Raw genomic sequence first — 17,421 nt, forward strand, 5'->3', positions numbered from 1 at the left:
TTAATGTACTGTAGGCTGTAAACTATTCTATAATAACATTAATACCGGCCATTTTAGCTTTATATTTGATCTTTTCAATAAGGCCGTAATAGCTCCAGTTGCGGAGTAAGAATTCATCCTCCTTGGCGATCTCCTCTTTGTTGGATTGATTGACTAGAAGAAGTGTTCCTGCCTGAGATTTGATACAGATATCAATGAGTCTTCTGCTATAGAGATGTAGTCTACTATCAACATAATTCTTTTCTTTCTGATTATAATGATCTAGACTTTTGAGTTTTCTTTTACGGCCATTGCCACCTCTATTATAAGTTATGGCTCTTTGTAGTCTATGTCTTGCCGCTTGAATAGCAATACGACGGTATAAAAACTCTTCTTTTGTCCCGATTTGGTAGCAATCTTTATCTATACTCAATGAAATAGGATGTTCAATAGATAGCGATGCTTCTGCAATAAGATGCTCCTGCAGAACATGGTCTTTTTGAGGCATTTCTAATGATAATAGAAGAAATATTTTACCTTTTATAACCTTTATAGCGCTAGAACAAGCCTTAATCTGCCCGACCAGTACCCTTTGTAACAGTATGCGTTTATCAGACCTATCTTTACCAAGATAAGTTCGAAAAGGAAGTTTAAATAAAGAAATTTTAAAATCTCGTCCTTGTTCATCATTACTTAATTTCATAGATTTTGAAGAAAAAGGAATAGGAATATCTTTTTTGTAAGTTCTTAACGAGCGCTCTCCCTTCCAGTAAGCTTTACGATCCGATTGAAAATTTTTGTATAATGTTGTATTGAGCGTAGATAGGATATCGGTTGGTATTTCGCCTTTAAAATAAGCTGAAAGAAGCCGATAGGTGGTATTCATTCTTGATGTATTCAATATTCCTTCTTCATCGGTATTACGGTCTGCTAATTTTACTTTCACTTCAGTAGTTAGATAAATGAGATCTTTTAAGCTATCCTGCAGAAATTGATGGGAGAGTACAATATTGGATGCTCTAAATATTATATTTTGCCAATCGAATAGCCTATCGTAATATGTAGCTCTTTTCTTTTTATCATCACAATCGATATAAATCTGTATTTTCCGGGTTAAAATAGTTGTGTTGTTTTCCATAATAAAGGGGTTTAAGCAGTTTTCTTGCGGGGTTTTATTTTACTGTGTGCCTCGATAAATATTTTTTTGACAGCTGTAGTGTTTAAATGCAATTGTTTTGATATTTGTTCAAAAGAGAATTGCAATTCATAGCGCATGCGGAAAATTTCTACCTGTTCGTCTGTAAGTTCTACTTGTGCAATAATCTTTTTATTTGAGATTGCCTTATTTATTTTTTCATAACTATTTAAAATTGAACGAAGAACTGCAATCGTCTTTTCTACTTTTAGACTCACTTCATAGTCCGATATGCCGCCCAAGTAATAGGCAATACGCTCATAATTGAAGCTGTACTGAAGACTGAGTCTGATGAATAGTTGGTGTTCGAGGTTTAAAAATGGCAGTACTTTGTTAAGTTTATCTAATTGATGCTGCTTTTCATTGTCTAATTTATCAAGATAAACTAAGTCTTCATGAGCGTCATCATCTTCTTCATATCCAGCAAGAAATTCCTGATAATTTTCTATAGAATCTAATTGGAGGAGGCTACGGTGAAAGCGGCTCCGGGGGTTGCTATAAAAAATATGAATAGCTTTTTTAATTTGCATTTTTAGGAAATGCAAAAGATCTTCTTCAGAATGAATATTTTCCCGATATAGCCATAACCTTAAGAAAGCTTCATGTGTAATACTAGTTGCAATACAGGTGTCCCGTGTCGCACGGTTAGAGCGGAGGTAGAAATACGGATAAAACTTCTCATAGAAATAATTTAATCCTGCTTCAATCCCTTTGTTGAGTTGGATAAGTTGTTTTTTAGTATTTTTTTGACTGTAAAGTTTGTTCATATTTCGCTTTATTTAGTGGGTAAACTTTTGAAACAACTTCTTGCAGCTTCTTTTCTGGCGATTTTAACCATGAAGCTGCCTCAGTTGAAAGATTTATGAATAGAACTTATTGGTATTGACGGTAATCTTGTTTTAGTCGTTTTGCGATTTTCTTAAAGGAATTTGTGAAGACCTTATCATGTTGAAAGCGTTCGTGAAAAGATGTTTTAACTCAAAATTCAATATTGTATAAACGCTCCAAGAAGATATTAATGAATAAACCGGTTCAAATTTAGTGTAATGGCAGACCTTCAATTGTATATCCCTAGCAACATGTAGCTTTATCTTCGTTGAATAATTTAATTCTTGGTAGGTATTTAGTGAGCGACAAGTGTCCTCACCCTACGGCTGTACAAGCAGCCTCGCTAAATATTTTAATAGCTGATTCGTATAAATAACCTGCTTATAAGCTGATATTCTTACCTCATAATTATAAATAGTGCATGATTGTATATACGTAGTAATTTATTCATTTTGTTAGTCCAGCTTATTGTTTATACATAACCAATAGTCTTGTGTTCAGGAGCTAATGATTGAGTTAACCTTAATATATGGGTAGAGAAGAGATGTTAATCATTATAAAAATCGGATGAGTAACCCATAAAGATTGTTAACCCATTATTGTTCTAGCAAGTTACAGTTAATACAGATTGTACAGCTTGAAAAAAATAAATTGGAAAGTATTTAGTGAGTAGTTTAAACCCTCACCCTACGGCTTTACAAGAAGCCTCATTTTGTCTTTAATATCTATTTTATTATGGAAGTGATTTCGCAGTGCTTCTATAGGGCTGTTTTTATAAAGTTTATTTACAGCTATAGATTTTAAGTCTCCTTATCTTAGTAAGAACCTAGTTGTGTACTACTTTTATTTTTTCTCTTTAAAATACTTCGTATGCAATAAAAAGAGCAGCTTTCTCCATATTGTAATCCAACTGTAGTAAGAGCTTTTGCATGTAATTTTATAGTCCTTTGCTGTATGTACAATTCAGTTTACAAAGTTGACGAACAAAGGTTATTGCAAGTTTTTTGTAGACCATGTACTTAATGAGCAGCATTTGCTCTCATCTTGCGGTTTCACAAGGAACCTCTTCTCTCGGGCTACTAAAGGAGTGTAGGTCGTAAGCGTAATGTTTACCAAGGTAGATGATGGGTACGTAAACTTATGATATCTTTCTAAATCTATTATTAAATTATAATGTGCCCTTTAAAAGCAATAATAAGAAAAATTGATTTATAATCTTAATGAACCCGTAGGATAAATAAACATAAACATAGTTGTGTATCACTTAAAAATTAGGGACAACAAACAAGACCAAATATGAGAAGATCCCTAACCATGTATTAACCAAGTATGACTTTGGAAAACAGAAATTGGCAACATATTATTAATATCTTTTTTTAATGAAGAAAAAATACGAAGTTGTTTTCAGTGTATTTGGCAAGTGGAACTATCCCTTGCCTTACGGCTTCACAAGAAGCCTCTTTTTTATCAATACCAATAAGTCAAAGAACAAGAACGGTGAATATATCGCTGTGCTGATATCACCTTAGAACACTTAATTTTTGAGAATCCTAGGTTTTGATGAATATTTCATATCGATCATAATTGGTTACATATACCATAGGACGAAAGGTAATTTCTCCCTTATATACACAAAAGTAATATTATAAAAGGAATTGCGCAAATTAAATCATCTTTTTATTTGTATTTATTTTGCGCAAATATTTACTCTATTTGTTACGTGTCAAGAATAAATGAAGATATTATCCTGAATATTGGTCAAAAATTTCGAGAGCGTCGAGATGAATTAGATTTTACGCAAAGGGACGTTGCACATATGACTGACCTTACCATTAATACCATTGCTGCGGTAGAAAAGGGAAAAGGTACGACTATGTATAACTTCTTGCTAATTTGCCGCGCACTGAATATCCAGCCCAGAACATTGTTTGAGAAGAACATGGATCTGACGCCACTATATAAAATCGAACCTGAATCTAAACGACGTATAGAAACAACACAAAAGTTGGATCATTTAGTTTATCACTCGGATTTTTTTAATACACCCAAACGTGTGGCGGAGGTATTGGCAGAATTGAATTTGGATAAAAACGATAGCAATAAATTTTCCGTTTATTTAACGGGATATTGTAAAGAGCATGTGTTAGAATATAGAAAAGAAGGAAATTTTAAGCTATATAAGAAAAAGACGAATAAAATATAGAAAACACACAAAGCCGATACTTCCTGTGTAATTTGGCTGATTGAGGCTAGCGATTAAAAACAGCAGTTTGAGTTCATGTCTATATTTGTTATCGAATTCATATACTTCATTTATGGATTTTCAATTTGATAATGAATGTCTTAAAAAGATTATATTAATATATCTTGTTTTTTCATTTTTATGTTTGATATAAAAAAAATCTAAGTTACATTTGAGTATAGACTTGACTTTGTAGCTCAGCTGGTAGAGCAATTGACTCTTAATCAATGGGTCGAGGGTTCGAGCCCCTCCGAGGTCACCTCCTGTAAAAAAGCCATTTTTCTATATGAAAAGTGGCTTTTTTATTCTTCGCGACTTTTGATACTTGAGATTGATTCGTTTTTTTTATCCTCAAATGATTTGTTTTACATTTTTTGCAATTCATAAACTTGGACATTTGTGATTGAATCAATCATCCTGTTAAAATCGTTTTTTCGGCTAATTTAAGACCTCTAGTAATCAATTAACTACAAAATTTTGGTGGTTTCATCGATTAAAAGTCATTACTAAACGTTCATTAATCTAAATTTATTAGCCATTTTCGCCCTAAAATTAATACTTACTATATTTTAGGATGATTAAAAAAACCAGAACTACAAAGACCAAATTTTTAAAGAAGGTAGTTTATTTTATTATAACATTTTTGGTTGTATACGCATGTCGTAAAAACCAGATCAGAATAGATCAGAACGCTGTACACTTTACAGCAACGATCGTTGAAGAGAATCAAAATAGAGCAATAGGTACTACATGGCAAAAAGGAGATGAGATCGGTATATTTATGATCGAGTCAGGAATGCCATTATCGACTAGTTCCATTGTCAACGGTACTAATAATCATATGTTTTTTATAAACGGATCAGTATTTCAAACTACAGATGAACTTTTCTTACCTGAAAAATCGGTAGATTTTATTGCCTATTATCCTTTTAAAATAATTAGCGATTATCAATACATACTTGATATAACGGATCAGTCTAATCAGGCGAAAATAGATCTCATGTACGCAAAAAATGCGAAGGCAATCAATAAAGGGAACAATAATATTCCACTTATATTTGAACGTCAATTATCAAAAATATCCATTAAATTAACGGTAGCCAATATAGATGAACACGGGTATGAAGAGATGAAAGTCGTAATGCCGAAACTAAACACGCTTGGCTCCTTTGATCTGGTAACAGGCAAGTTAGCAGTTAACAAGGACAGCCAGAAAGATATTGAGGGAAAAGTCATAAACAACCATGATGGGACTGCTTTTGTCGAATTCTTCCTTTTTCCAGGAGAAAATATTACTGGAAAAACCATACAGTTTTTAACTTCAGACAACACGAAGTTTACCTGGAAGCTACCAAAAGTAAATAAACTGAAAAGAGCGAATCAGTATTCTTTTGATGTAAAAATTGATAACGGTATTTCTGATGGAGGCATTGTCGCAACGCAACCTTACTTAGAAATTCCAGGAATAACGACGTTGAAAAAGGACGAGGTTTTTATTCAGCACTTTTTACCTGATGATCCGAAACGCCGTAATTATACCATGCTGTACGATAAGGTGAAAAAAATGGCCTATTGGGTTGCCTACCCGTTGCACAGTAGTTATCTCGGTAATGCCAAACGTACCGATGACTGGCAATACGACCCGGCTATAGCAATGGAGTTTCAGCCCACTTTATTTAAAGGTTTTGGTACTTCAGGTTACGATAGAGGGCATCAGTTGCCTAGTGCGGACAGAAATTTTAATAATGCTCAGAATAAGACTACGTTTTACTTTTCAAATATGACCGCACAGGTATCTAAACTGAATCAGGGTGTATGGGCAAACCTAGAAAATAAAGTGCGTACATGGACGGCACAATGTGATACGCTATATGTGGTAACAGGAGCGATGCCAAATACAAAATCTAACACAGCGATTGAATATATCATCGATAATAAAAACATAGAAATCGCCAGGCCCAAGTATTATTTTAAAGCGCTAGCAATGAAGAAGGGAAAGAATTATTATACCATTGCCTATAAGATGGACAATGAAACACCAAGTTCTAACAAATTTGAAAAGTATCAAATGACAGTAAGCGAATTAGAGAAAGTGACAGGATTTAATTTGTTCCCGGATTTAAATGCAACGCAAAAACAAAATATTGATGCAAACATTTGGAGATAAATCTTACCATTCATTGCATTGTAAAACACACACAAGACCTTGAACAGCACCATATATATTGGTGAGTTGTTTGTTAGAAGATTGCTTTTAAAAGAAATATCAGGGGGATCTAGGCAAAATTAAGCTCAGATTCCCATTCTTTTTTAATGATAAAACCAAACGATTTTAGACATTAATTGTTTTGGAGGTACTGATTAATGGTTATACTTTGTATTTTAGCTAGATGAATATAAAAGGATTTGCTTTCATTCTTATTGGGGTATTGTCCTGTCTAAGTGTGGCAGCGCAAAAGAACCCATTACCGGCACATAACAATTGGATATTTGGACCTTCTATTGGTTATCAATATCAAAGCGGAAGTTTTTTGAAAGCATCTGCCTGGGGGTTATTTGCACCAAATGAGTCGCAGTATATGAAAATTGATGCTGGCGCAAATTTCACTTGGATGGGCGGTAAAACAACTGTAATTCCCGAGTTGGGATTTACTTATTATGTCAATGATTTTGTTCTATTACCTTTTGTCAAAGCCGAATTGACCCCGTATACGGTAACGCCAAAAGTTGGTCTCAGTCTTTTCTCTCTCATTGATCTGGGAGTAGGTTATGGGTTTGATATTAATACCAAGAAAGATTTTAAACAAATTAAAGGAGTGAATTTATCCTTAGGAGTCAATATTCCTTTAAACTTTCATTTATATTAGACTCTATGAGAAGAAATATTGTTGTTAAATTGATCTGTCTTGTGCTATTTAGCTTCAGTATGCAGGTAAAAGCTCAGGAGATCTTATATGGTCCTACAATTAGTTATCAATATCAAAAAGGAAGTGCTGTAAAAACAGGAGGGTATTTTGCATTTGCTTTTCTCGGTGAAAATATTTTAAAAACAGATGTTACCGCTAATTTTACATGGACACAGAAAAAGTTTGCGGTAATTCCTGAGCTGGCGCTGTCTTTCTATCCTGAATCCTGGGTAGTTGCTCCTTTTGTACGGACAGAATTCACTCCATATACCTTTACACCAAAAGTAGGTGTTACAATGGCCACTCTTTTGGACTTGGATTTTGGATATGGATTTTCAATCGCCGACAAGCAGGATTATCGTCCACTGAAGGGTTTTACGGTTTCGCTCAGATTTAATATCCCGCTCAACTACAAACTCAATATGTAGTGTTTTTTGTTATTTGAGATAACAACCTATTATTTATAACAGAGTCTATTTCCCGGTAATTTTAAAGTGTAATATTGATAATGAAAGATTTTACCCATTTGCATCAGCCAACAGGTCGGGTGATCAGTGATGAAGAAAGGACGTATCTCTTTTTTGGCGGAACTTCCTATCTGGGCTTATTGGTTAATGAGGCTTATATCGATGTATATAAACAAGGAATTTCTATTTATGGACTGAATAACGGAACCTCCCGTAATAATAATATTCAGCTTGGTATTTTTGATATTGCCGAGGAGGCTGCAGCTTTACGATTTGGCTTTGAAGATGCGATGCTAGTTTCAAGTGGTTATTTGGCTGCACAATTGGTTGTGAGGGTACTTGCTTTACAAGGAACACTTCTATATGCTCCCAATAGTCATCCAGCATTGTGGTTTGATGTCAATCCAGGAGTGAGTGGTCTTATGGCTTCTTGGCTAGAGGATGCGGTAAAGCATATCAATGCCTCTAAAGAAGAGTCTTTCGTAATTGTGAGTAATGCACTGGATAATTTAACACCCCAGCACTACGATTTTAGTCCATTACTAAAAATAGATCCCAATAAAAGGATCGTGCTTTTAGTGGATGACTCGCACGGAATCGGGGTGGTTCGCAAAAATAAAGTTTCTACGGAATTGTCTATGTTTGATAATACAGGAATTGATGTCGTAGTGGTTGCATCTTTGGCAAAAGGTATGGGAACAGATGCGGGTATCATCTTGTCATCCAATAAGTGGATTCAAAGGTTTCGTAAATCATCTTTTTTTACAGGAGCCTCCCCTGCTTCTCCCGCTTTCATGTACGCTTTTACAAATTCACAGGAAATATATTCGGATGAATTCAATAAACTCCAACAGAATGTCAAGCTATTTAGCGATTTAATCGGCAGTAGCCTAAGTCATATTCCTAATTTTCCTGTTTTCAGCTCCACGAACCCTGAACTTTATCAAAAATTAGTAAAAGAGGGATTTTTGATTTCAAGTTTTCCTTATCCTTTGGAAACAGATCCACCATTAAACAGAATTGTGCTGAGCAGTCTTCATAATGCCGATGATTTAAAAAAAATAGCACAGGTTATTTGTGAATAAAATTTAAGTCATAGGCTTATCATTTGTTTCACGTGAAATGATAAAAATAAAATTAAAGGTTTGATTTTCAGTAATAAAGTGTATTTTTGTGCTTCTTTGAAAAATGAGTTTAGCGATGCAATATGGCTAAGCTGTTGTAAATGATCTCTTTTGGAATAATTTTAAAATAAAAAAAATGTTTAAATTATTTCCAAACGTCATTTTAAAGAGATACTTTTGCAACCCCAAAGTATATTTGGTTAAAGGTTGAGAAATAAATAATTACAGTAAAATTGATATGACTAAAGCAGAAATTATTGCAGAAATCTCTAACAAAACAGGCTTAGAGAAGGTAGATGTTCAAGAGACCGTTGAGGCATTCTTCAAAGTGGTTAAAAACGCAATGGTGGGTGGAGAAAATGTATACGTAAGAGGTTTTGGTAGCTTTGTTGTTAAAAAAAGAGCTGAAAAAACTGCTAGAAACATTTCTAAAAACACAGCGATCATCATCCCTGAACATTTCGTTCCTAGTTTCAAACCGGCAAAAGTATTTGTTGAGAAAGTAAAAAACGGCAATAAATAATCTTAAAAACAGATTAAAAATGGCAAAAACCAAACAGATTATAGTAGTAGGCGTGGTTGCAGCATTAGTTGCGGTACTATTGGCACAACCTATCAAAGGTTTGGTGAACGAGAAAGAAGAATCTGCTCAAACGGAGCAATCTTCTTCCGAAATTAATTTGGAAAACATATCGTTAATGACAAAACAAGGATTAGATGCAAATTTAATCAAAGATATTTCCGATATTGAGACCCAAATTGCAAAGGCATCTGGAGAAGAAAAGATTTCTTTACTTCAAAAGTTGGCTGTAAAGTGGGATGATTTGGCGAAGCCAGCTCCGCAAGGATTCATTTATGAAGAAATGGCTAAAATTTCTCCAAAATATGAGTACTGGTTGAAAGCGGGTAACTCTTATCGTACTGCTTACACAAATTTACAAGACTCTACTTTAGCTCAGGCTTTAACACAAAATGCAATTCGTTCTTACGAAGCTGCGTTGAAATTAAATACTGCTAGTTTAGAAGCGAAAACAGGATTAGGAGCTGCTATGGTTTCGGGTACTAATAACCCGATGGCAGGAATTGCTTTACTTCGTGAAGTTGTTCAAGCAGATCCAAAAAATGTAGAAGCAAACAAAACTTTGGGATTGTTTTCATTACAATCTCGCCAGTTTGATAAAGCGATTGATCGTTTCAAAACAGTTATTGAATTGAAACCAGATGCGGAATCTTACTTTTATTTAGCCACAGGCTATGAAAATATTGGGATGAAAAGTGAGGCGGTTGCTGCTTTTAAACAAAGTAAACAACTAGCTGCTGACCCTTCCCTTTCACAATTTATCGATCGCAAGATCGCTGAGTTGAGTAAGTAATTAATTTAGTTTATAATCATTTAAAAAAAATTAGCTATGCCAAGCGGAAAAAAAAGAAAAAGACACAAAATGGCTACTCACAAACGTAAAAAACGTTTAAGAAAAAATAGACACAAGAAAAAATAGTCTTTCTTGTATAAGACTCCAATAGGTTGTTGAGACATGAAAATAACGCAATAATCGCATTGAAGTTTGATGATCTACACGTAATTTATTACGTGTAGATTGTTTTTTTTTATAAAAAAACGTTCTTTAAGGTTTAATCAGATACAACAAAGTTAGCAGGGTATGCTAATTTGTATCGTAAATATGTAGCTGTTGGTAAAGGAATTAATTATCGATTCTACTCCTGAAAAAGGAGTTACTATTGCTTTGCTACAGGATAAGCAGCTTGTTGAACTAAATAGGGAAACGGTTAACAATAATTTTTCAGTTGGAGATATTTATCTTGGGCGAATCAAAAAAATTATGCCGGGATTAAATGCAGCATTTGTAGACGTAGGATACGAAAAAGATGCTTTTCTCCACTATTTGGACTTAGGTCCTCAGGTTCAATCTTTGCTAAAACTTACTCGAATAGTAAAGAATGGCAGTTATCAAGAGAAACTGCTAAATAGTTTAAAACTTGAAAAGGACATCGATAAGGCCGGTAAGATATCTGATATCTTAAGCAAAAACATGCTTTTACCAGTTCAAATCGCAAAAGAACCAATATCAACAAAAGGACCTCGATTGAGCTCCGATCTATCTATTGCAGGTAGATTTGTAGTACTGGTACCTTTTTCAAGCGCGGTTTCCATATCCAAACGAATCAAAGGAAGTAATGAGCGGACACGTCTCAAGAAGATTGTCGAAGGAATAAAACCTCCTAATTTTGGAGTTATTATCCGAACGGTGTCTGAAGGTAAAGGCGTAGACGAACTACAAAAGGATTTATTGGATCTAATCTCTAAGTGGGAAATATTTACCAAGCGACTTCGGACAGCAGAACCTCCTCAAAAAGTATTGGGTGAAATGGATAGAGCTTCTACCATCTTACGCGATTTATTAACAGATGAATTTACACATATTCATGTAAATGATCCTGTGATATATGAAGAGACAAAATCTTATGTCCAAGATATCTCTCCTGATCTAGAAAAAATTGTAAAACTTTATAAACATAAAGAACCAATTTTTGACCATTTTGGGGTTGAGAAACAAATCAAGGCTGCTTTTGGAAAAACTGTTACATTACAAGGTGGTGCTTATCTCGTAATCGAGCACACTGAAGCACTTCACGTCGTTGATGTTAATAGTGGTAATCGTTCTGCTAATAAAGAGAACCAAGAGGATAATGCGCTCCTGGTTAATATGGAAGCAGCAAAAGAAATTGCGCGTCAATTGCGCTTAAGAGATATGGGCGGGATCGTTGTTGTCGATTTTATCGATATGCATAAACCTACTCATCGCAAAGAGCTGTACAGCTTCTTGAAAGAATGTATGGCCACGGATCGTGCGAGACACACAATCTTGCCTCCAAGTAAATTTGGATTAGTGCAGATTACGCGTCAACGTGTTAGACCAGAAATGAATATCGTTACAAATGAGAAATGTCCCGCTTGTGATGGTACTGGTGAGATCCGGTCAAGTATTGTCCTGATGGATGATATTGAAAATAATTTAAGTTTTATTCTTCAAGAACAAAATGAAAAAGGAATATCACTATGTGTACATCCTTATATAGCCGCTTTTATTAAATCTGGCTTTATTTCAAAAAGAATAAAATGGTTTTTGAAGTTTCAAAAATGGATCAAAGTTGTTCCGGTTACTTCATATTATTTAACGGAATTCCATTTCTTTAATGCTAAAGACGAGGAAATCAAGTTATAATCGAAAGAAATTAAAAAGGGTTGATCCATCTGGTCAACCCTTTTTCTGTTTATAAACTCTGATACTTTTAATCCAACCAATTGATGACAATGCCATCTTTTTCCATCTTACGGAAATAAGTCATCTGCCTTTTTGCATAGCGATGAATTTCTGTTTCCAATTTTTTATAAAACTCTTCGTAGTTTAATTCGCCTAATAGGTATTTAGATATATATTTATATTCCAGACCATAATATTGCAGTTCTGTATGACTAACACCAGATTCCAATAATGCCTGTACCTCTAAAATAAGTCCTGCCTCTATTCTTTGATCCAGTCTTTTGGAGATCTTTTTTCTTCTTGTGGATACATCAGGATTTAAGCCTATTACAAAGGAATCTAAACTTTCATTATTAGGTATCATTTCTGGATTATTCTTAAGCCATTCTAAAATTTCTATCCCGCGAATGATTCTCTTTTTAGTAGATAAATCGATAAATAGATCATTGGGTTTGTTATACTTGGCTAATCTATCGATAAGTTCATCCTTTTCAAATTGATATAGAGCCTCTTTAAAACCAGGTTGGCTAGGAGTTTTAACATATTTACTGCCTTGAATAACACTTTGAATGTAGAGCCCAGTGCCCCCGCAAAGTATGATACGTTTTTTTTGTAGCAATAGGGATTGATAGATTTGTTGGAAATCTTCTATAAATTGTCCTAGATGATATTTTTCTCCTGGATCACAGATGTTGATGAGATGATAAGGAACATCGCCGTATTCGGATAGATCTTTACCAGTACCTATATCCATTTGACGATAGACCTGGCGGGAATCTGCACTGATAATTTCGGCCCCGATTTCTTTTGCTATTTTGACTGCTAGAGCTGTTTTCCCAGAAGCTGTAGGGCCTAAAATAACGATGACTTTCTCCCTTGGCAAAGAGGAGATTGCCAAAGAAGAAAGTAATGTTTGTTGTTTAGTTATCACACAACAAATTTAGTCCATTTTTCAGAACCATTGTTGTTGTTGACAACATTTTCTATAAAAGCCATGCCGCGTACACCTTCGTGTACTTGAGGGAAATCCAACATTTCTGCCGTTGGTGTCTTACCTTCTAATTTCGCAGATACAGTTTGAGCAAAATTGCGGTAAATATTACCAAATGACTCTAATAGACCTTCTGGATGCCCAGATGGAATACGCGTATTGTGTGTTGCAAATGAACTTAACTGATTTGGAGCATTATACGCATTTCCGGTACGGAATACTTGACGAGGTTCGCCTAACATTTTGATTGTTAAGTTATTCGGATCTTCGTTAGCCCATTCTAACCCGCCATTTTCACCATAAATACGAATGCGTAAAGCATTCTCTTCTCCGGCTGCTACTTGTGAAGCCCAAAGCATTCCTTTTGCTCCTTCTTCAAAACGCAATAAAACAGAACCGTCATCATCTAGATGTCTTCCCTCGACGAAAGTCGTTAAGTCGGCACATAATTCTGTAATTTTTAATCCTGTGATATATTCTGCTAGGTGAGCTGCGTGTACGCCGATATCGCCCATCGCTAAAGATTTTCCAGATTTAGTAGGATCAGCACGCCACGCCGCACCGGCATTTCCTTCACGCTCAGTCAATTTACTCAACCATCCCTGAGGATATTCGACAACAACTTTACGGATTTTACCAAAGTGACCAGCTTTAACCATTGCTTTCGCTTGTTTTACCATCGGATAACCGGAGTAAGTATGTGTTAAGCAAAGTGTTTTATTCGTACTTTTTATTATTTCTTCTAAAGATTTTGCTTCTTCTAATGTTAAGGTCATCGGTTTTTCAATGACAACATTGAAACCATTTTCCAAAGCCATTTTTGCAGGAGGATAATGCATGAAATTGGGTGTAACAATCGTTAAGAAATCCATGCGCTCTCCTTCTGGAAGCTGGCTTTCTTTTAAAATCATTTCCTCATAATTTGCATAGCAACGATTTTCTGGAATGAATAGATCTTCAGCAGACTGTTTGTTGATTTCAGGATTGATGCTGAATGAACCACATACAAGTTCGATTTTACCATCCATATTTGCCGCGATACGGTGTACAGCTCCGATGAAAGCATCGTTGCCCCCTCCGACCATACCCATTCGTAGTTTTCTCTTCATGTGATATATTTTATTATTTACTGTTTAGATTAATTGACAAGATACAAAAAATGATTTTATTTTATAGATAGAATCAGTTTAAGACTGCCCAAGTTTTCTTTTAAGTAGCCATCAGGAAATTCTTTTTGTAGGTTCTTATATTGATCTTCATCTCTAATGAGCACTCTTGATGTTCCATTTACCCAAAATTTAAGGGGTTCGAGTTCTGATTTTTTGACAAAACCAATTTTTTCTAATGAAGAATCTTGACTCCAATCCTTATCGGTATAGGTCATAATATCCTGAGGGTTGAAATCGTTGATAAATGCTTTAAGCAATTTGCTGATTCCCCCTACTACATTATAACCAAGTTTATTGCAAAATCTGATGAGTTCAAATGACCGATAGTTTTCAATCTTTAATTCAGGCATTTTTCTTCCTCCGCTAAATACGGCAAGAGAAACTAGTTCACCCTCTAAAAATAGACCGTACCGATATTTTCCCGGCATTGCCCCCTGCAAATGGTTTTCTTCCAAGAATGCGATTGTATTTTTTTTATCGACACGAGCTACAACGGTATTTCTAGCGTAAGCTTTTTTCTGATGTAAGGCGATTGCCAGTATTCTTTTTAGAATGATAGCATATTTGCTAAATAATATATCTTCATCAATATGTACGATTTTTTGATTTTCTTCTGAAACCCGCTTCGTGATATTAGATCCGTAAAGATGAATTTTAAAAGGAAGCTCCTCTCCCGTTATTACCGTAAATACGGGGGATTTTTCGGAGACTAAAATCTGTGAATCGAAGCTCTTTCGCAATGCATTACAAAAGCGTTCTACTATTTGATGGTATGAATCTGTCATTTTCGAATAACAAAAATATGATTTATTAGAAACAAACTGTGGTTTTCGATTGAATTTTAATACGTATCTTTGTCCTTCAAAAAAAAATAAAGTATGAAACTTCCAATTGTGGCTTACGGAGACCCAGTTTTGCGTAAGGTAGCAGATGAAATAGATGAGGATTATCCAAACTTGAAACAACTTATTGCAGATATGTTTGAAACCATGTATGCTGCAAGTGGTGTTGGGTTAGCAGCCCCGCAAGTTGGTTTGCCAATTCGTCTTTTTGTAATCGACGCAACTCCTTTTGCTGAAGATATTGAAGAAGAGAAAGAAGTGTTGACAGCTTTCAAGAAAGTTTTCATTAATCCGATCATGGTTGAAGAGTCTGGTGAGAAATGGGCCTTTAATGAAGGATGCTTAAGTATTCCTGATATTAATGAGGATGTTTTGAGACACTCGAATATTAAGATTAATTATCTGGATGAAAACTTTGAGGAGCACGAAATTGATTTGTCCGGTTTAGCAGCGCGTGTTGTGCAGCATGAATATGATCATATCGAAGGGAAATTGTTTACTGATAAATTGTCTACACTGAAAAAAACAATGTTGAAAGGAAAACTGGATACAATTTCTAAAGGGATGATCCGTGTTGGATATAAAATGAAATTTCCATTTCAAAAGAAAAAGCGTTAGTTATAATTAACGCTTTTCTAATTATTTCTCCACCTTATCCACCCACTATCGGAAGGGAGAATTTATATTTTACGGCTAAGATCCGAACTGTAAAGATCAACAATGCACTTAAAAAAGCATTTATGCCCTCGGAAAGTCCAAAATAAGGTAAGGTTACGTAAAGTATAGCCCCTGATAAACAAGCTGTTGCGTAAATTTCTTTTCTGAAAATTAATGGCGTTTCATTCATAAGGGTGTCCCGGATGACCCCTCCCATTACAGCCGAAAACATGCCTAGAATTACAGCCGCAATTGTAGAGCTTTCATAGGTAATGGATTTCTGTAAGCCAACAATAGTAAAGAAAGCGATCCCCATGGCATCAAAAAGTGTTAAAGTTCGGGAGAATCTATCTAATTTGTCGTTAAGGACTGCTGATAGAAAAACCCCGATTAGTATAGCAATTAAATAATTCCCATCGTCAACCCAAATGGGACGAAGGTTTAGAAAAACATCCCGGAGTGAACCGCCCCCTATTGCTGTAACAAATCCTGTAAAAGTTGCACCGAAAATATCAATTTTTCTCCGATTAGCTGCCATGGCTCCTGAAATGGCAAAAAGCATTGTGCCCATTAAATCAGTATAGTATATATAATCAGGTCCTGTCATTTATGCTTATTCTATTGTTTTGGCGCTTAGTTGTATAGGTTGATTCGTATTTAATATACTTTTTTATCGTTTTATGATCCTGATTTTAAAAATGATTTTCCGATCACTTAATCTAATGTTTCGTCTATTCCAGCAGTAAATATAGTTTTTTATTTTACATCACGATAATGCTTAGCGCTAGTTCTGATCAATTTGTCTACAGCATGGTAAGAATCAATATCTTCTTTTTTGGAAGTTTGGAGATACCGACTATTACATAATCTGACTTTTATAATATAGTTCATAGATTTTATTTTTAAAATCTATGAAAGAAAAAATTACGTATTCGATGCAAATTGATTTTCCATTAGCTGTTTGAGCGTGATTATAAAGCAGCTCTTTAAACCAATTGAATCTGGAGAAACCTACTATTATTGTTGTTAGCAGGGTGATACCATGTTATAAGCAACTGGGTACCTGGTTCGCATATAATGGAGGTATAACAGAGGGATAAGAGGGGGTTTACAGGGGGTTAGTAGGGGTAAAGCTCTATTAACCCCCTATAAAATCTCAGTAATCTCTCTATAAATCCCAGCCTAAGTAATAATCAGTTCCCTTTCAGTTCCCGAGCAGGTTATAATATGCCTTATTCCGGAGTATTTTAACGGAGGATAGCTTGGCTATATCAAAACACAACCACCTTTTTGGCTCCTTTTGTAGTATATACTTTATAGTATAAAGTAGATGTCGACCCTGCGGGCAGCATGAGCAGACATGAATCACCTTATCAGCTATAGTGATAGTGTCGATGATGCCGCTGTACTGAAAAAGATATAATTTCTGCGGAACCATTTCCTAAAAGCATACTGCATCCATAAAAGACAGTCCAGGACGAACAATCCCCTGCTACCCTTTTTTACAGTTCATAGCCAGGATTGTCCGTTTCTCAGCCCCTGTAATAGGTCGTAGGTAAATTTATTGGTCAGGTTATAAGCTGTTTACCGGTTTACGGCAAACTATTTCCGGAAAAGATTAGGAAGTGATTATAAAAAGTCGCTATCTTTGCACCACTCCGCAAGGGAGGAACGGCTGATCCGAAAGGATAGGCACTGAAAAAAGAAGGGTTTAATTCAGGTTAAACGCAGAAACAG

General features: G+C 35.1%; 17 protein-coding genes and 1 tRNA gene. 11 read left to right on the top strand and 7 right to left on the bottom strand.

Annotated elements, in window-relative coordinates:
* Nucleotides 1-22 precede the first annotated feature (22 nt).
* Together EDF66_RS21695 and EDF66_RS21700 are read right to left on the bottom strand one after the other, a co-directional pair.
* The gene (locus EDF66_RS21695) at nt 23-1,117 is read right to left on the bottom strand and encodes a hypothetical protein (RefSeq protein ID WP_132845002.1); all 1,095 of its coding nucleotides are present in this window, start codon (nt 1,115-1,117) and stop codon (nt 23-25) included.
* A gap of 11 nt (nt 1,118-1,128) precedes the next feature.
* Nucleotides 1,129-1,941, bottom strand: coding sequence for an RNA polymerase sigma factor (locus EDF66_RS21700; protein WP_132845004.1), 813 nt, complete (start codon nt 1,939-1,941; stop codon nt 1,129-1,131).
* A gap of 1,440 nt (nt 1,942-3,381) precedes the next feature.
* Here EDF66_RS21700 and EDF66_RS26140 point away from each other — a divergent pair.
* The 10 genes from EDF66_RS26140 (at nt 3,382) to EDF66_RS21745 (ending at nt 11,986) form a co-directional block, all read left to right on the top strand.
* Nucleotides 3,382-3,531: a hypothetical protein gene (locus tag EDF66_RS26140; protein WP_165902486.1), complete on the top strand. Its 150-nt coding sequence runs from the start codon at nt 3,382-3,384 to the stop codon at nt 3,529-3,531.
* Nucleotides 3,532-3,722: 191 nt separating this feature from the next.
* Complete coding sequence (locus EDF66_RS21705; protein WP_165902487.1) at nt 3,723-4,205, top strand: helix-turn-helix domain-containing protein; 483 nt, start codon at nt 3,723-3,725, stop codon at nt 4,203-4,205.
* A 225-nt stretch (nt 4,206-4,430) separates the two neighbouring features.
* A tRNA-Lys gene (locus tag EDF66_RS21710) sits at nt 4,431-4,503 on the top strand.
* Nucleotides 4,504-4,818: 315 nt separating this feature from the next.
* Complete coding sequence (locus EDF66_RS21715; RefSeq protein ID WP_132845007.1) at nt 4,819-6,411, top strand: DNA/RNA non-specific endonuclease; 1,593 nt, start codon at nt 4,819-4,821, stop codon at nt 6,409-6,411.
* 223 nt (nt 6,412-6,634) lie between these two features.
* Complete coding sequence (locus tag EDF66_RS21720; protein WP_132771783.1) at nt 6,635-7,111, top strand: hypothetical protein; 477 nt, start codon at nt 6,635-6,637, stop codon at nt 7,109-7,111.
* Between the two features lie 5 nt (nt 7,112-7,116).
* Nucleotides 7,117-7,578 carry a hypothetical protein gene (locus EDF66_RS21725; RefSeq protein WP_132771784.1) on the top strand — a complete coding sequence of 154 codons (462 nt, stop codon included), beginning with the start codon at nt 7,117-7,119 and terminating at the stop codon, nt 7,576-7,578.
* A gap of 80 nt (nt 7,579-7,658) precedes the next feature.
* Nucleotides 7,659-8,702 (top strand): aminotransferase class I/II-fold pyridoxal phosphate-dependent enzyme, encoded by a 1,044-nt coding sequence (locus EDF66_RS21730; protein ID WP_132845009.1) that lies wholly within the window; start codon nt 7,659-7,661, stop codon nt 8,700-8,702.
* 277 nt (nt 8,703-8,979) lie between these two features.
* A complete protein-coding gene (locus EDF66_RS21735; protein ID WP_021189241.1) occupies nt 8,980-9,264 on the top strand; it encodes an HU family DNA-binding protein in 285 nt (94 codons plus the stop codon).
* Nucleotides 9,265-9,283: 19 nt separating this feature from the next.
* Nucleotides 9,284-10,114, top strand: coding sequence for a tetratricopeptide repeat protein (locus EDF66_RS21740; RefSeq protein ID WP_021189240.1), 831 nt, complete (start codon nt 9,284-9,286; stop codon nt 10,112-10,114).
* Between the two features lie 318 nt (nt 10,115-10,432).
* Nucleotides 10,433-11,986 carry a ribonuclease E/G gene (locus EDF66_RS21745; protein WP_021189239.1) on the top strand — a complete coding sequence of 518 codons (1,554 nt, stop codon included), beginning with the start codon at nt 10,433-10,435 and terminating at the stop codon, nt 11,984-11,986.
* Between the two features lie 67 nt (nt 11,987-12,053).
* Here EDF66_RS21745 and miaA read toward each other — a convergent pair whose 3' ends face one another.
* Genes miaA through EDF66_RS21760 form a run of 3 tightly spaced genes read right to left on the bottom strand, consistent with a single transcriptional unit; the run spans nt 12,054 to nt 14,970 of the window.
* Complete coding sequence (gene miaA, locus EDF66_RS21750) at nt 12,054-12,956, bottom strand: tRNA (adenosine(37)-N6)-dimethylallyltransferase MiaA (RefSeq protein ID WP_132845011.1); 903 nt, start codon at nt 12,954-12,956, stop codon at nt 12,054-12,056.
* Nucleotides 12,953-14,125 (bottom strand): Gfo/Idh/MocA family protein, encoded by a 1,173-nt coding sequence (locus EDF66_RS21755; protein WP_132771787.1) that lies wholly within the window; start codon nt 14,123-14,125, stop codon nt 12,953-12,955. Before EDF66_RS21755 ends, miaA begins: the two co-directional genes overlap by 4 nt.
* 56 nt (nt 14,126-14,181) lie before the next feature.
* Nucleotides 14,182-14,970, bottom strand: a complete 789-nt coding sequence (locus EDF66_RS21760) for a hypothetical protein (protein WP_132845013.1) — start codon at nt 14,968-14,970, stop codon at nt 14,182-14,184.
* 93 nt (nt 14,971-15,063) lie between these two features.
* Between EDF66_RS21760 and def the strand changes: the two genes are divergently transcribed.
* Nucleotides 15,064-15,645: a peptide deformylase gene (def, locus tag EDF66_RS21765; RefSeq protein ID WP_132845015.1), complete on the top strand. Its 582-nt coding sequence runs from the start codon at nt 15,064-15,066 to the stop codon at nt 15,643-15,645.
* Between the two features lie 34 nt (nt 15,646-15,679).
* Here the strand turns inward: def and EDF66_RS21770 are convergent, their stop codons facing one another.
* Both EDF66_RS21770 and EDF66_RS26480 read right to left on the bottom strand, forming a co-directional pair.
* Nucleotides 15,680-16,291, bottom strand: coding sequence for a trimeric intracellular cation channel family protein (locus tag EDF66_RS21770; protein ID WP_132771790.1), 612 nt, complete (start codon nt 16,289-16,291; stop codon nt 15,680-15,682).
* A 149-nt stretch (nt 16,292-16,440) separates the two neighbouring features.
* On the bottom strand, nt 16,441-16,575 hold the full coding sequence (locus EDF66_RS26480; protein ID WP_259194733.1) for a hypothetical protein: 135 nt from the start codon (nt 16,573-16,575) through the stop codon (nt 16,441-16,443).
* Between the last annotated feature and the right edge of the window lie 846 nt (nt 16,576-17,421).

The organism is Sphingobacterium sp. JUb20 (assembly GCF_004342035.1).
Classification (GTDB): Bacteria; Bacteroidota; Bacteroidia; order Sphingobacteriales; family Sphingobacteriaceae; genus Sphingobacterium; species Sphingobacterium anhuiense.

Coding starts and splice junctions, on each gene's coding strand:
- EDF66_RS21695 (WP_132845002.1), bottom strand. CDS start 1,117: ATGGAAAACAACACAACTATTTTAACCCGGAAAATACAGATTTATATC.
- EDF66_RS21700 (WP_132845004.1), bottom strand. CDS start 1,941: ATGAACAAACTTTACAGTCAAAAAAATACTAAAAAACAACTTATCCAA.
- EDF66_RS26140 (WP_165902486.1), top strand. CDS start 3,382: ATGAAGAAAAAATACGAAGTTGTTTTCAGTGTATTTGGCAAGTGGAAC.
- EDF66_RS21715 (WP_132845007.1), top strand. CDS start 4,819: ATGATTAAAAAAACCAGAACTACAAAGACCAAATTTTTAAAGAAGGTA.
- EDF66_RS21720 (WP_132771783.1), top strand. CDS start 6,635: ATGAATATAAAAGGATTTGCTTTCATTCTTATTGGGGTATTGTCCTGT.
- EDF66_RS21725 (WP_132771784.1), top strand. CDS start 7,117: ATGAGAAGAAATATTGTTGTTAAATTGATCTGTCTTGTGCTATTTAGC.
- EDF66_RS21730 (WP_132845009.1), top strand. CDS start 7,659: ATGAAAGATTTTACCCATTTGCATCAGCCAACAGGTCGGGTGATCAGT.
- EDF66_RS21735 (WP_021189241.1), top strand. CDS start 8,980: ATGACTAAAGCAGAAATTATTGCAGAAATCTCTAACAAAACAGGCTTA.
- EDF66_RS21740 (WP_021189240.1), top strand. CDS start 9,284: ATGGCAAAAACCAAACAGATTATAGTAGTAGGCGTGGTTGCAGCATTA.
- EDF66_RS21755 (WP_132771787.1), bottom strand. CDS start 14,125: ATGAAGAGAAAACTACGAATGGGTATGGTCGGAGGGGGCAACGATGCT.
- EDF66_RS21760 (WP_132845013.1), bottom strand. CDS start 14,970: ATGACAGATTCATACCATCAAATAGTAGAACGCTTTTGTAATGCATTG.
- def (WP_132845015.1), top strand. CDS start 15,064: ATGAAACTTCCAATTGTGGCTTACGGAGACCCAGTTTTGCGTAAGGTA.
- EDF66_RS21770 (WP_132771790.1), bottom strand. CDS start 16,291: ATGACAGGACCTGATTATATATACTATACTGATTTAATGGGCACAATG.
- EDF66_RS26480 (WP_259194733.1), bottom strand. CDS start 16,575: ATGAACTATATTATAAAAGTCAGATTATGTAATAGTCGGTATCTCCAA.